A 13364-nucleotide genomic window follows, 5' to 3' on the forward strand; every position below is an offset into this window, starting at 1 on the left:
AAAGGGACGACACGTTCGCCACGCGCCGTCCCTTCCGCCACGTCAGAAGCCGACCGAAGCCCGCGCGTACAGGAACCGGCCGTTGAAGCCGAACGGCGACTGGCTGGAATAGGGCAGGAAATACCCGTTGGTGCCGAACGCGCCGCCGATCGGCGTGGTGTCGGGATAGACATCGAACAGATTGTCCGCACCGATCGCCAGTTCTAGCGCCTTCATCGGCTTGATGCGGATCTCGGCATCGGTCACCCATTTCGGCGAGAGGTAGAAATCACCAGCCCCGGCCCCCGGCGCCAGCGCAAGATTGGTCGAACTGCCGGCGATGAACACCTGCCCATAGCGGTTGGTCCGCGCGGTGGCCGACACGATGCCCAGATCCCAGTCGAGCGCCAGATTGATCTTGGTCTTGGGCTGGCCCAGCGTCAGGCGATAGGATTCGGTCCGCCCGAACAGCGTCAGCCCCGACAGCGACGGCAGGACCGCACGGCCGGTGATCGACTGTTCGTTATAGTTGAACCCGGCGGTCAGGCGGAACGTCCCCGCCCCGAACTCCGGCACGCGGTAGGTGCCGATCACGTCCACCCCTTGCGTCTTGGTATCGACGCCGTTGACGAAGAACCGCGCCGAACTCACCCCCGTGATGCCCGACGACGCCAGCAGGGTGGTGACCGCCGCCCCTTGCAGGTTTTCGGTCAGCACCACCCGGTCGCGGATCTTGATGTTGTAGTAATCGGCGGTCACGCTGAACCCGGGGATCGGGTCGACCGTGATGCCGCCGCCGAAGTTGGTCGCCTTTTCAGCGGTCAGCGGCTTGGACCCCAGCGCCACCGCGACCGGGGCCGACACCGGCACCGTCAGGATGTCGATCAGCGTCCCGTTGACGTTGTTGGTCGAGGTCGTCGCGAAATATTGCTGGGCAAGGCTCGGCGCGCGGAAGCCGGTCGAGATCGACCCGCGCAACGCGACGCCCGCGAACAGCTGCAACCGGCCGGCCAGCTTGCCGTTCACCGTGTCGCCGAAATCGCTGTAATGTTCGTACCGTCCCGCCGCCTGCACCGTCAGCGCGTCGGTGATGTCGCTGTCGACCTCCAGATAGGCGGCATAGCTGTTGCGCGACACGTCGACCTGGTTTTCGGGGCGGAAGCCGGGGAACACCTGCGCGCCGCCGGGCGCGCCATTGGCGATGAACGGCCCGTTCTGATAGCTGGGGACGTCGCCGGCGGTGATCTTGAAGTTCTCGTTGCGATATTCGCCACCGAAGGCGAGGCCCAGCGACTTGACGAAACCGACGTCGAACTTGTGGCTGATGTCCAGATTGGCGACGGTCTGCCCGGCTGCCAGCCCACCGGCATCGAACAGGTTCGGGCTGGCCGCGCCCAACGACACGTTCAGGCTGTTGGCGGTCGTATATTGCAGCTGGTTGGAGCCGTAGACGACCGACAGGTCGGCGTTCCAGCCGTCGGCGAACTCGGTCTTGGCCCCGACCGAGCCCGACACGTCCTCGATCTCGCTTTCGATGAACGGCAGGAATCCGTCGGCATAATAGGGCACGAACGTCGTCGTCGAGGCCGAGAAATTACGGTTGCGCGCGTCATTGGACCGGCGGAAGAAGCCCGCGCCGCTGCCGTCGCGGATGCCGTAGCTGCCGAACGCATACAGATCGACCGGCCCCAGCGTGTAGCCGGCGTTCAGGAACAGGTTCAGGTCCTGCGTCTCGCCGTCGCCATAGCGGTGGTTGTAGCGGTTGATCGTCAGTTCGCGCGCGTCGCCGACCGTCGCATATTGCCGGCGCGGATCCGGACCGGAGCGGTTCGTCGCCTGGCGGTCGCGGAACTGGCTGGTGAACACGAAATAGCCGTCCTCGCCTACCGGCAGGCCGATGCTGCTGGCCAGCGTCAGCGTGTCGCCGTCATGCCGGACCCGGTCCTCGCCGGTGCGGTTCAGCTGCAGGATGTTGGCCCCGCTGTTCGCGCCGGGAATGACGACGACCGGCAGGCCGTTCGCGCCCGTGGCGACGCCGGCGATTTCCTCCACCCCGTCCATCTTCGTGCGGTACTGGCCGTATGTCACCGATCCGCGCACGCCGACCTTGCGCGACAGCTGGATGTTGATGACGCCGGCGATCGCGTCGGACCCGTAGATCGACGACGCGCCGTCGCGCAGCACCTCGATCCGGTCGATCGCGATCGGCGGGATCTCGTTCAGGTCGACCGCCGACGATCCGCGCCCGACCGACCCGTTCAGGTTGAGCAGCGCCGACTGGTGCCGCCGCTTGCCGTTGACCAGCACCAGCGTCTGGTCGGGGGCCAGACCGCGCAGCGTCGCCGGGCGCAGCGAATCGGTGCCGTCGGTCAGCGACGGCTGCGGGAAATTGAAGCTGGGGACGAGCTGGTTCAGCAGCTTGGCCGTTTCGGTATAGCCGCCCTGGTTCAGCGTATCGCCGCCGATGACGTCGACCGGCACCGGGCTGTCGGCCAGCGTGCGTCCGCCGATGCGGCTGCCGGTGACGATGATCTCCTGCCCCGGATCGGCCTGTTCCGCCGGCTCGACGGATTCGGGCGCGACCGGCGGCGCGGTCGTCACCTGCGCCTGGGCCGGCAGCGCGAGCGCCAGCGTGGACGCGGTGACCGACAACAGCGCGATAAGCGTAGGTCGCATACGATATTCCCCCATTTGGTAATTCACGGCTACCCTACCGCGGTTTCTCCGACACATTATGACAGATCGGGGACACGACAAGCCTGTGATCGGCCGGCGGCGCGGTATTGCGTTTACGCTGTTGCCGCAGCGCAACAATCACGAAATGTGACATTGCCCACCACGACTCACCGCGTGATCGGTTGACAGGCGCGCCCACCTCGCCTAGCTGGCCCTTCTTTCCGCAGGGCCATCGGTCCGGGCGGGTATTGGTATTTTGAAAGTGATGAGGCCCATGTTCGCTATCGTGCGCACGGGCGGCAAGCAATATCGCGTCGCCGCCGGAGACAGAATCGTTGTCGAGAAGATGGACGGCGAAGCCGGCCAGTCGGTGACCCTCGCCGATGTTCTGCTCGCCGGCACCGGTGGCGAACTGCAGTCGGTCGATGGCCTGACCGTCGCCGCAGAGATCGTCGCTCAGGCGAAGGCCGACAAGGTCATCGTCTTCAAGAAGCGTCGTCGTCATAACTATCGTCGCAAGAACGGCCATCGCCAGCGCCACACGATTCTGAAGATCGTCGCGATCGGTGACCACAAGGCGGACACCGCGGGCGAAGCCCCGGCCGCTCAGGCGTAAGGAGTAGCTTCTCATGGCACATAAGAAAGCAGGCGGTTCTTCGCGCAACGGTCGTGACTCGGCTGGCCGTCGTCTCGGCGTGAAGAAGTTCGGCGGGCAGGAATGCGTCGCCGGCAACATCCTCGTGCGTCAGCGCGGGACGAAATTCTATCCGGGCCGCAATGTCGGCATCGGCACCGACCACACGCTGTTCTCGCTCGTCGATGGCCGTGTCGTGTTCAGCGTCGGCAAACTGGGCCGCAAGTTCTGCTCGGTCGAGATGCCGGCGATCGCCGCCGAATAACAGGGTAACCAGCCGGGTTGCCCACCAGGGTGACCCGGGTCCGCGTAAAGCGGCAACCGAAAAAGGGAGACGGGTCACCCCGGCTCCCTTTTTTTTCGTGCTCCCTCCCCCGCTTGTCGCGAACACGTCATCCCGATGTGTCAGCGGCCGTGCAACGCGACGAGGAGAGACGAAGATGTTCGCGCGGACAAAGAGACTGACCCTGCGGCCGGCATGGCCGGAGGACGCCGACCGGCTCGCCGCCATGATTCAGCATGAGGCGGTGGCGGGCATGCTCGCACGCGCCCCCTTCCCCTGTGACGTCGCGGACGCGCGCGCGTTCATCACCGCCCCGCGGGGGGTACATGACATTGCCTGGCTGGTGTTCACGCATGACGGGGGATATCCGGCAATGATCGGCGGGATCGGCCTGTGGGCCAGCGGCGACGCGCATGAAATCGGCTATTGGATCACGCCCCACGCCTGGGGTCGCGGCTACGCGACCGAGGCCGCGCGCGCGGTGATCGAAACCGCCCGCGACGCCCTGCCCGTCCACCGCATCATCGCCCGTCACCGCGCCGACAACCCGGCCTCCGCCCGCGTCCTGCACAAGCTGGGCTTCCGGGCTACCGGCCGGACTGAGTCGTTCGCGTCGGTCGCCCAACCTGCACCGGTCGACACGGCACTCCTGGAACTGACCTTGCGCGATGAGGACCAGACGCCGTCGATGCCGCTGGCGGCGTGACACGACCTCCGGTTGACGATATCTCAGCCGGCCTCCACGCCCGAGAGATCCCCGTGATGCAGCCTACCGATACGACGACGGCGAGTGCCTGTTTTCGACCAGACACAGACGGGGCGTCGGCAATCGAGTGGGCTGCATTGCCGACCACGTCGGATCAGAATCACGCGGCCTTTCTGCTGCCGCTGTCGAACGGGGATATCCTTTGCGCCTGGTTCGGTGGCAGCAAGGAAGGGCGGCCGGACGTGGCGATCCTGATGTCGCAGCTCGCCGCCGGGACGACATGCTGGACCGCACCCGTCATGGTGTCGGAGGATGCGACGCGTTCCGAACAGAACCCTGTCCTGTTCGAGGCGCCGGACGGTGCCGTGTGGCTGATCCACACCGCGCAGGTCCTGGCCATGCAGGATACGTCGGAAGTGCGCGTCCGCCGATCGCGCGATCACGGGGCTAGCTGGTCGGACACCATGCGGCTGGAATCACCGCCCGGAACCTTCGTGCGGCAGCCGGTCGTCCTACTGGACACGGGTGAATGGCTGCTGCCGACATTTCACTGCGGCCCGATTCCCGGCGAAGCCTTCCGGGGCAACAATGATTCCAGCGCCGTCCGCATCTCTGCCGATCAGGGTGCAAGCTGGCGGGAATATCCCGTTGCCGACAGCCTGGGCGCCGTACACATGGCGGTGGTGGATCAGGGGGGCGGCACGTTGATCGCCTTTTTCCGCAGTCGGTATGCCGATGCCATTCGCCGCAGCGTGTCGCACGACCATGGGCGCACATGGACCGCCCCCGCCACGACGACGCTGCCGAACAACAACGCATCCATTGGCTGCACCGGTCTTGCGGACGGACGGATCGCGATGGTCTTCAACGACGCGCGTTCGGAAACCGGCCCGGTCGATACCGTCACGCTGCCTGACGGCCGGATCGCGCCCCGCGCCGTCTGGGGCGTGAAGCGATCGCCGCTCGTCGTTGCGATCTCCGCCGATGGTGGACGGACATGGCCGGTCCGGCGGACGCTCAGGGCCGATCCGCCCGAACGCACGGAGGGCGAGCCGAAACGCAATCGCGAATTGTCCTATCCATCCATCGTGCAGCAGCGTGACGGCCTGATCGTCGTGGCCTTCACCCGGTTTCGCGCGGCGATCGACATCGCCCGTTTTCCGGTCAGCTGGGTCGAAGCCGGATAGGGTAACAGCGCCGGCGACAACGCCCCGGTCACGCCCGCCCCCTGATCCCGCCCCCTTCGCGTGCGCACCCCCAAAACAACGCTGGCAATGTTGGAAATCGCGGGCCACACCCGCGCTCACGATGCCAGCCACCCCGACGACGAACATCACCCGAAATGCAGGCGAAGTGGACGAAACGACACCGTCTGTGATGCAGGTCGTCAACTTCGCCCCCCGCAAGCGCCTCACCCCTGAACAATCGCGCGACGCGGCGCTGGCGGCGGCGCAGGCCCTGCTGGTCGAACACGGGCCGCAGGCGGTCACCTTGAAGGCCGTATCCGCGCGGATCGGCCGCACCCATGCCAATCTGCTGCACCATTTCGGATCGGCGGAAGGGTTGCAGACCGCACTGATCGCCCGGCTGGCGAGCGGGATCGTCGGCACGATCGGCGACGCGGTGGTCCGCGCCCGCGCCGGGGACCAGGATCCGCGCGAGGTCGTCGACCTGACCTTCGATGCGTTCGGCAAGGGCGGGGCCGGCGCGCTGGCCAGCTGGATGATCCTGTCGGGCAACGAGGATGCGCTGGACCCGATCCTGACCGCGATCCACGATCTGGTCGACGAGCTGGCGGTCGGTCAGCCCGAGGGGCAGATGCCGATCCACGAACAGACGCTGCAACTGGTCCTGCTGGCGCTGGGCGACGCCCTGCTCGGCGGGCCGATGGCGCGCGCACTGGGCCTGCCGCGTGACAAGGCGCGCGCGCTGGCGCTGGAGGCGTTGCTGGCCGGACGCGCGGCGTGAGGGTACGTCGCCACCACTGGCAAAAATCCGCACTTGGCGCTAAGCGGCGCGGATGCATTTTCTAGACCAGGCCAAGATCTACGCAAGCTCGGGTACCGGCGGCCCCGGTGCCGTCAGTTTCCGGCGCGAGAAGTTCATCGAATATGGCGGCCCCGACGGCGGCAATGGCGGCAAGGGCGGCGACATCGTGTTCGAGGCCGTCGCCGGCCTGAACACCCTCATCGACTTTCGCTATACCCAGCATTTCCGCGCGCCACGTGGCTCGGGCGGGTCGGGGTCGAACCGGACCGGCGCGGGCGGCAAGGATCTGGTCATCCGCGTCCCCGTCGGCACGCAGGTCCTGTCGGAGGACCGCGAGGAGATCCTGCTCGACTTCACCCATGCCGGCCAGCGCGAGGTCTTCCTGAAGGGCGGCGACGGCGGGCGCGGCAACGCCACCTACAAGACGTCGACCAACCGCGCGCCGTACCAGCACGGCACCGGCTGGCCGAATCAGGAGGCGTGGGTCTGGCTGCGACTGAAGCTGCTGGCCGATGCCGGCCTTGTCGGCCTGCCCAATGCCGGCAAGTCGACCTTCATCAACGCGGTGACCAACGCCAAGGCCAAGGTCGGGGCCTATCCCTTCACGACCGTCCGCCCGCAGCTGGGCGTGGTCAGCCACAAGCAGCGCGAATTCGTCATCGCCGACATCCCCGGCCTGATCGAGGGCGCGGCCGACGGTGCCGGCATCGGCGACCGGTTCCTGGGGCATATCGAACGCTGCAAGGTGCTGCTGCATCTGGTCGACGCCAGCGGTGACGATCCGGCCGAGGCGTATCGCACCGTCCGCACCGAGCTGGACGCGTATGGCGAGGGGCTGACCGACAAGACGGAGGTCATCGCGCTGACCAAGACCGACCTGCTGGACGAAGAGCTGGTCGAGATGATCGCCGCGACCCTGCGCGAGGAAAGCGGGGCCGAAGTGATGGCGATGTCGGCCGCGACCCAGAACGGGGTCGAGGCGGTGCTCGACCGGCTGGTCGGCGCCATCGGCCCGGTCGCGACCACCGCCGTCGCCAACGGCCTGACCGAAGCCAACGACGCGGGCGGTGTCCGCGATGGGACCGATGCGGAGCCGAAAGCATGGTCGCCGCTGGATTGATCGCCGCCGCCTTCTCCCCTCCCGCTTGCGGGAGGGGTCGGGGGTGGGCACATATTTCCGCAGGCGACGGTCCGACCGGATCATGCCACCTCCCCACCCCCAACCCCTCCCGCCGGCGGGAGGGGAGATGACCGGCCCGATGATCTTTCCCCCCGCCACCTGCCCCCGCCTGATCGTCAAGGTCGGCTCCGCGTTGCTCGTCGCCCCCGATGGCAGCGTGCGGCGCGACTGGCTGGCCGGGCTTGCCGCCGACATCGCCGCGCGGACCCGCGCGGGGCAGCAGGTCGCGGTCGTCTCGTCGGGCGCGATCGCGCTGGGCGCGCGGCGGCTTGGTTTGCCCAAGGGCGGCCGCGCAAGCCTTGAGGATGCGCAGGCCGCCGCTGCGACCGGGCAGATCGCATTGAGCATGGTCTGGGCCGAGCTGCTCGGCGGTGAGGGGCTGACCGCGGCGCAGATGCTGGTGACGCTCGACGATCTGGAGGACCGGCGGCGCTATCTGAATGCCGCCGCGACGCTGGGCCGGTTGCTGGGGCTTGGCGTGGTGCCGGTCATCAACGAAAATGACAGCGTGGCGACCGCCGAAATCCGCTTCGGCGACAACGACCGGCTGGCGGCGCGCGTCGCACAGGCGGCGGGCGCGCAGGGTGTGCTGCTGCTGTCCGACATCGACGGGCTGTACGACAGCAACCCCACCACCAACCCGGCCGCACGCTTCATCGAACGGGTCGAGCGGATCGACGCGCGCGTCGAGGCGATGGCCGATACCGGGTCCGCATCGGGCATGGGATCGGGCGGCATGGTGTCGAAGATCGCCGCCGCGCGGATCGCCACCGCCGCCGGCGCGCATCTCGCCATCGCCAGCGGTCGTGTCGACCGCCCGCTGTCGTCACCCGGCCGTCACACGCTGTTCGTGGCGGAGAAGGCGGCGTCGGCGCGCAAGGCGTGGCTGGCCGGTGGACTGACCGCGCGCGGGGCGATCCATGTCGATGCCGGCGCGGCGCTTGCGCTGGCCGAGGGATCCAGCCTGCTCGCGGCCGGCGCGATCCGGGTCGAGGGGCAGTTCGCGCGCGGCGATCTGGTGACGATCGACGGTCCCGCCGGCACGCTCGCCCGGGGCCTTGCCGAATATGACGCCGGCGAAGTCGCCCGCCTGCTCGGCCGGCGCAGCGACGATCACGCCGCGATCCTGGGCTATGCGCCGCGCGCCGCGCTGGTTCACCGCAATCATATGGCGCTGCTGTGAGCGGGCGAAACGCCCCCCTGTTCCCCCCGCCGTCGCGCGGAAACGACGATCGGCGCGCCGACACCGTTGGTATGCGCATCCGCGTCTGCCCCACCCGCGTGAGAAACCCGGGAAGCCGCGCATGATTATCGCCATGACCGGCGGCACCGGCTTCGTCGGCGCGCGCGTCATCGCGGCGGCGATCGGCCGAAGCCATCGTATCCGCGCCCTGACCCGCCGGCCGCAGACGGACAGCGACCGGCTGACCTGGGTCGAGGGCGCGCTGGACGATCCGGCGGCCCTGCGCAGACTGATCGGCCCGGCCGACACCGTCCTGCACATCGCCGGCGTCGTGAACGCACCCGATCGCGCCGGCTTCGCGGCCGGCAATATCGATGGCACGCAAGCCATGGTCCATGCCGCGCGCGAGGCGGGGGTGCAGCGGTTCATCCATGTCTCCTCGCTCGCCGCGCGCGAGCCGACCCTGTCCGACTATGGCTGGTCGAAGGCGGAAGCCGAGCATGTCGTCGCCGCTTCCTCGCTCGACTGGACGATGGTCCGGCCGCCCGCGATCTATGGCCCTGGCGACATGGAGATGCGCGACATGTTCCGCATGGCCCGGTTCGGCCTCGCGATGCTGCCGCCACCGGGCCGGTTGTCGGTGATCCATGTCGACGACCTTGCCACGCTGCTGGTCGCGCTGGCCGTGCGCAGGACGCCGCGCGACATCTATGAGGTCGACGACGGCACCGGCGGTTGGTCGCATGCCAATTTCGCACACATGATCGGCAGTGCGGTCGGCCGCAAGGTGATGGCGCTGTCGCTCTCGCCCGCCGTCATGCGGTTCGGCGCGAAGGCCGACCGGCTGCTCCGGCGTGGCAAGGCAAAGCTGACCCCGGACCGGGTCGCCTATTTCTGCCATCCCGACTGGACGATCGACCCAGACAGACGCCCGCCGCGCTATCTGTGGGAACCGGCAATCGCGACGCCGAAGGGACTGGCCGACACCGCGCAGTGGTATCGGGACAACCACCTGTTATAGACGGGCACCCGCTGTAGCTGCCGGCCGAAAAGCCGCCGTATTTTTCTGCGACACCGTCCGCCTGCCATCCGAAGGACCATCATGAGCGACCGCCAAGCCATTTTCGATACCGTCGCCGGCCAGATCGAACCGTTCAACAAGAAGGGCGTGGCCCTGACCGACGCGACGACCTTTCAGGGCGATCTGGAATGGGACAGCCTGACGGTCATGGATTTCGTCGCCGCGATCGAGGACGAATTCGACATCATCATCACGATGAACATGCAGGCGGAGATCGAAACCGTCGGCCAGCTGGTCGATGCCGTCGAAAAGCTGCGTACCAAGGACTGACCCTGCCCGGTCCCGTTTTCGGGACGCGCCCTAGGATTGCCATCATGACCGAAGCCGCCACCACCGCCCACGCCCTGCCGATCGAGCCGGAAACGGTTGCGCCCGAACGCGACCTGTTCAGCAAGTTCGACGGCCTGATCGCCGAACGCCAGGCGCTGATGGATACCGGCGTGCGCGATCCCTTCGCGATCGTGATGGACGAGGTCAAATCGCCGACCCAGGCCGTCATCAAGGGCAAGGACACGATCCTGCTCGGCACCTACAACTACATGGGCATGACCTTCGACCCGGACGTGATCGCGGCGGGTCAGGCGGCGCTGACGCAGTTCGGGTCGGGCACCAACGGCAGCCGGATGCTGAACGGCACCTTCCGCGACCATATCGACGCGGAGGACGCGCTGAAGGCGTTTTACGGCGCGTCGTCGGCCATGGTTTTCTCGACCGGCTATCAGGCCAATCTGGGCATCATCGCGGCGATCGCGGCCAAGGGTGAATACATCATCCTCGACGCCGACAGCCATGCCTCGATCTATGACGGCTGCGCGATGGGCAACGCCGAGGTCGTCCGCTTCCGCCACAATTCGGTCGAGGATCTCGACAAGCGGCTCGGCCGCCTGCCGAAGGAACCGGGCAAGCTGGTGGTGCTGGAGGGCGTCTATTCGATGCTCGGCGACATCGCCCCGCTGAAGGAAATGGTCGCCGTCGCGCGGAAACACGGCGCGATGGTGCTGGTCGACGAGGCCCATTCGATGGGGTTCTTCGGCGACCACGGCCGCGGCGTGTACGAGGATCAGGGCCTCGACCTCGGCCGCGACGTCGACTTCATCATCGGTACCTTTTCCAAATCGGTCGGCACGGTCGGCGGCTTCTGCGTATCGAACCACCCGAAGTTCGAGGTGATGCGGATGGTATGCCGTCCGTATATCTTCACCGCGTCGCTGCCGCCCTCGGTCGTGGCCACCGCCGCGACCTCGATCCGCAAGCTGATGACCGCGCACGACAAGCGCGCGCGGCTGTGGACCAGTGCGAAGCGGCTGCACGGCGGCCTGACCGCGCTCGGGTTCAAGCTGGGCACCGACAGCCCGCAATCGGCGATCATCGCAATCATCCTCACCGATCAGCAACAGGCGGTCGTGATGTGGCAGGCGCTGCTGGAGGCCGGGCTGTACGTCAACATGGCGCGCCCGCCCGCGACTCCGGCCGGTACCTTCCTGCTGCGCTGCTCGATCTGCGCCGAGCACACGCCCGACCAGATCGAGACGATCCTGACGCTGTTCGAGACGGCCGGACGCGCCACCGGGGTCATCGCCTGATCCGGCCTGTACGCCGCCGGGTTTTATCCGGCGGCGCACGCGTGTAAGGCTGTAGATCGTGGACAGGGACCAGAGCGACCTTGCCCCTTCGGAGGGCGGCCATCCCTGGCGCACCATCATGCTGATCGTGATGGCGGTGCTGGGGGCGGCAACGCTTGTCGCCATCGTCGTGACGCTGGGCCATGCCAATCGCGAACGCGACCACGCGTTGCAGCTGCAATCGCACAGCTACGATGTCATGATCCTGGCGCGAACGCTGTCGGGCACGGTCGCCCGGTCCGAAGCGTCGCTTGGCCGCTATGTCATCAGCGGCGACCGGCAGCTGGGCCAGCTCTATTACGACCAGTGGCTGCTGGCCGGAAACCAGATCGCCCGGCTCGACCAGTTGACCTATGACAGTCCGGAACAGCAACGCCGGATCGACCGGCTGCGCGAAGCCTATCGGGCACGCGGCGACGAACTGTCGATGACCGCGCTCAGCACCAGCTACGGCCGCAACAGCCAGGCGCTGGCCCGCTATTACGCCGCCCGCAAGGCACCCACGCTCACGACCTTCGACCGCGAACTCGACCAGCTGATCGCGCGCGAACGCGACCTGCTCGACACGCGGACCGCCGACGCGATGGACTCGATCGCCTTCTCCTCGGCGGCGGCGCGCGGGCTGAGCGTGTTCGGCGGGCTGATCGTGCTGGGCGCGATCGCGCTCGGCTGGATCACGGTGCGGACGCTGGGCGAACGTGCTAGCGCGCGCGCGGAGGCCGTGGCGGCACAGGCGCAGGCGGAGGAATTGACGGCGGCGGTCGCGGCGGCGACCGACGAACTGCGCGTGCAGGAGGCCAAGCTGCGCCAGATCCAGAAGATGGAGGCGGTCGGCCAGCTGACCGGTGGCATCGCGCATGATTTCAACAATATGCTGGCGGTCGTGCTGGGCGGGCTGGAACTGGCGCGGCGCAACATCGCCCACGATCCCGCCGGCAGCCTGCGTCACATCGACAGCGCGACCGAGGGCGCGAACCGTGCCGCCGCGCTGACCCGTCGGCTGCTCGCCTTCTCGCGCGAGGATACGCTGGCACCCGAACAGATCGTGCCGGCCAAGCTGGTATCGGGCATGTCCGACCTGCTCGACCGGACGCTTGGCGATGCGGTGACGCTGGTCGCACAGGACAACGGCCATGGGTGGAAGGTGCGGGCCGATCCGGTCCAGCTGGAAAACGCGGTTCTCAATCTCGCGGTCAACGCGCGCGACGCGATGAACGGGCGCGGGCAACTGACCATCGTCACCGGCACCACGACGCTGCGCGCCGGCGCGATCGGCCAATGCGCGGTCGGCGACTATGTCACCATCGCCGTCGCCGATACCGGATGCGGCATGACGCCCGACATCGCCGAGCGCGTGTTCGAACCCTTCTTCACGACCAAGCCCGCCGGCAAGGGCACCGGCCTTGGCCTCAGCCAGGTGTTCGCGCTCGTTCGCCAGCTGGGCGGCGAGATCGCCATCGCCAGCCAGCCCGGATTCGGTACCACCGTCACCCTGTACCTGCCGCGCGATCAGGCGCGCGCGGTCGCCGCCGCGCCGGCCACGGTCGTGCCGCAGGCCGTGGCCGCCGGTCCGCTGTCGGTGCTGGTGGTCGAGGACGATCCCCGCGTGCTGGCGGCCACCATGGGGGCGCTGGAGGAACTGGGCCATGACGCGGTGGCGTGCGACGACCCGCTCGCCGCGCCCGCGCTGCTGAAGACGCATGACGGCATCGACCTCATCATCAGCGACGTGTTGATGCCGCGTCAGACCGGGCCGGAAATGATCGCCGAACTGGGGCCGCGCTATCCGCATATCGCGGTGCTGTTCGTCACGGGCTATGCCGGCGACGGCGGCGAGGCGGGCGATTTCGGCAATAATGTCGTGCTGCGCAAACCCTTTACCCTGTCGGGTATCGAGGCCGCGATCGCCGCCGCGATGGCGGTCACGCGCCCCGCCGCACCGCACCGCATCGCCGCCGAATGACGCGGGCGCGCGCGCACCGTTTTTCAAGCTGACGCCCTGCCCAACCCGGCCTATAGGTCGGCTTTCCG

General features: G+C 67.7%; 12 protein-coding genes. 11 read left to right on the forward strand and 1 reads right to left on the reverse strand.

Going from position 1 to position 13364, the window contains the following annotated elements; genetic code table 11:
- Positions 1 to 42 precede the first annotated feature (42 nt).
- Positions 43 to 2655 (reverse strand): TonB-dependent receptor plug domain-containing protein, encoded by a 2613-nt coding sequence (locus ASE75_RS01825; protein ID WP_055927938.1) that lies wholly within the window; start codon positions 2653 to 2655, stop codon positions 43 to 45.
- Between the two features lie 274 nt (positions 2656 to 2929).
- Between ASE75_RS01825 and rplU the strand changes: the two genes are divergently transcribed.
- The 11 genes from rplU to ASE75_RS01880 all read left to right on the forward strand — a co-directional run bounded on the left by rplU (position 2930) and on the right by ASE75_RS01880 (position 13296).
- The gene (gene rplU / locus ASE75_RS01830) at positions 2930 to 3271 is read left to right on the forward strand and encodes a 50S ribosomal protein L21 (RefSeq protein ID WP_055927941.1); all 342 of its coding nucleotides are present in this window, start codon (positions 2930 to 2932) and stop codon (positions 3269 to 3271) included.
- Between the two features lie 13 nt (positions 3272 to 3284).
- A complete protein-coding gene (gene rpmA / locus ASE75_RS01835) occupies positions 3285 to 3554 on the forward strand; it encodes a 50S ribosomal protein L27 (RefSeq protein WP_055927943.1) in 270 nt (89 codons plus the stop codon).
- A 175-nt stretch (positions 3555 to 3729) separates the two neighbouring features.
- The gene (locus tag ASE75_RS01840) at positions 3730 to 4278 is read left to right on the forward strand and encodes a GNAT family N-acetyltransferase (RefSeq protein WP_235512471.1); all 549 of its coding nucleotides are present in this window, start codon (positions 3730 to 3732) and stop codon (positions 4276 to 4278) included.
- 137 nt (positions 4279 to 4415) lie between these two features.
- Positions 4416 to 5465, forward strand: coding sequence for a sialidase family protein (locus ASE75_RS01845; RefSeq protein ID WP_055927946.1), 1050 nt, complete (start codon positions 4416 to 4418; stop codon positions 5463 to 5465).
- A gap of 190 nt (positions 5466 to 5655) precedes the next feature.
- On the forward strand, positions 5656 to 6246 hold the full coding sequence (locus ASE75_RS01850) for a TetR/AcrR family transcriptional regulator (protein ID WP_055929218.1): 591 nt from the start codon (positions 5656 to 5658) through the stop codon (positions 6244 to 6246).
- A gap of 52 nt (positions 6247 to 6298) precedes the next feature.
- A complete protein-coding gene (gene obgE, locus ASE75_RS01855) occupies positions 6299 to 7387 on the forward strand; it encodes a GTPase ObgE (RefSeq protein ID WP_082463732.1) in 1089 nt (362 codons plus the stop codon).
- A gap of 127 nt (positions 7388 to 7514) precedes the next feature.
- Positions 7515 to 8630 (forward strand): glutamate 5-kinase, encoded by a 1116-nt coding sequence (gene proB, locus ASE75_RS01860; protein WP_235512472.1) that lies wholly within the window; start codon positions 7515 to 7517, stop codon positions 8628 to 8630.
- A gap of 121 nt (positions 8631 to 8751) precedes the next feature.
- The gene (locus tag ASE75_RS01865) at positions 8752 to 9651 is read left to right on the forward strand and encodes an NAD-dependent epimerase/dehydratase family protein (protein ID WP_055927949.1); all 900 of its coding nucleotides are present in this window, start codon (positions 8752 to 8754) and stop codon (positions 9649 to 9651) included.
- 81 nt (positions 9652 to 9732) lie between these two features.
- The gene (locus tag ASE75_RS01870; protein ID WP_055927952.1) at positions 9733 to 9981 is read left to right on the forward strand and encodes an acyl carrier protein; all 249 of its coding nucleotides are present in this window, start codon (positions 9733 to 9735) and stop codon (positions 9979 to 9981) included.
- 44 nt (positions 9982 to 10025) lie between these two features.
- Positions 10026 to 11294 carry a serine palmitoyltransferase gene (gene spt, locus ASE75_RS01875; protein ID WP_055927955.1) on the forward strand — a complete coding sequence of 423 codons (1269 nt, stop codon included), beginning with the start codon at positions 10026 to 10028 and terminating at the stop codon, positions 11292 to 11294.
- A 118-nt stretch (positions 11295 to 11412) separates the two neighbouring features.
- A complete protein-coding gene (locus ASE75_RS01880) occupies positions 11413 to 13296 on the forward strand; it encodes an ATP-binding protein (RefSeq protein ID WP_082463733.1) in 1884 nt (627 codons plus the stop codon).
- Positions 13297 to 13364: the final 68 nt, after the last annotated feature.

The organism is Sphingomonas sp. Leaf17 (assembly GCF_001421505.1).
Taxonomy (GTDB): Bacteria; Pseudomonadota; Alphaproteobacteria; order Sphingomonadales; family Sphingomonadaceae; genus Sphingomonas.

Excerpts from the sequence above, each read along its gene's own strand:
- ASE75_RS01880 (WP_082463733.1), top strand. The coding sequence starts at position 11,413 with ATGCTGATCGTGATGGCGGTGCTGGGGGCGGCAACGCTTGTCGCCATC.
- rplU (WP_055927941.1), top strand. The coding sequence starts at position 2,930 with ATGTTCGCTATCGTGCGCACGGGCGGCAAGCAATATCGCGTCGCCGCC.
- ASE75_RS01840 (WP_235512471.1), top strand. The coding sequence starts at position 3,730 with ATGTTCGCGCGGACAAAGAGACTGACCCTGCGGCCGGCATGGCCGGAG.
- ASE75_RS01870 (WP_055927952.1), top strand. The coding sequence starts at position 9,733 with ATGAGCGACCGCCAAGCCATTTTCGATACCGTCGCCGGCCAGATCGAA.
- rpmA (WP_055927943.1), top strand. The coding sequence starts at position 3,285 with ATGGCACATAAGAAAGCAGGCGGTTCTTCGCGCAACGGTCGTGACTCG.
- ASE75_RS01850 (WP_055929218.1), top strand. The coding sequence starts at position 5,656 with ATGCAGGTCGTCAACTTCGCCCCCCGCAAGCGCCTCACCCCTGAACAA.
- spt (WP_055927955.1), top strand. The coding sequence starts at position 10,026 with ATGACCGAAGCCGCCACCACCGCCCACGCCCTGCCGATCGAGCCGGAA.
- obgE (WP_082463732.1), top strand. The coding sequence starts at position 6,299 with ATGCATTTTCTAGACCAGGCCAAGATCTACGCAAGCTCGGGTACCGGC.
- proB (WP_235512472.1), top strand. The coding sequence starts at position 7,515 with ATGACCGGCCCGATGATCTTTCCCCCCGCCACCTGCCCCCGCCTGATC.
- ASE75_RS01865 (WP_055927949.1), top strand. The coding sequence starts at position 8,752 with ATGATTATCGCCATGACCGGCGGCACCGGCTTCGTCGGCGCGCGCGTC.
- ASE75_RS01825 (WP_055927938.1), bottom strand. The coding sequence starts at position 2,655 with ATGCGACCTACGCTTATCGCGCTGTTGTCGGTCACCGCGTCCACGCTG.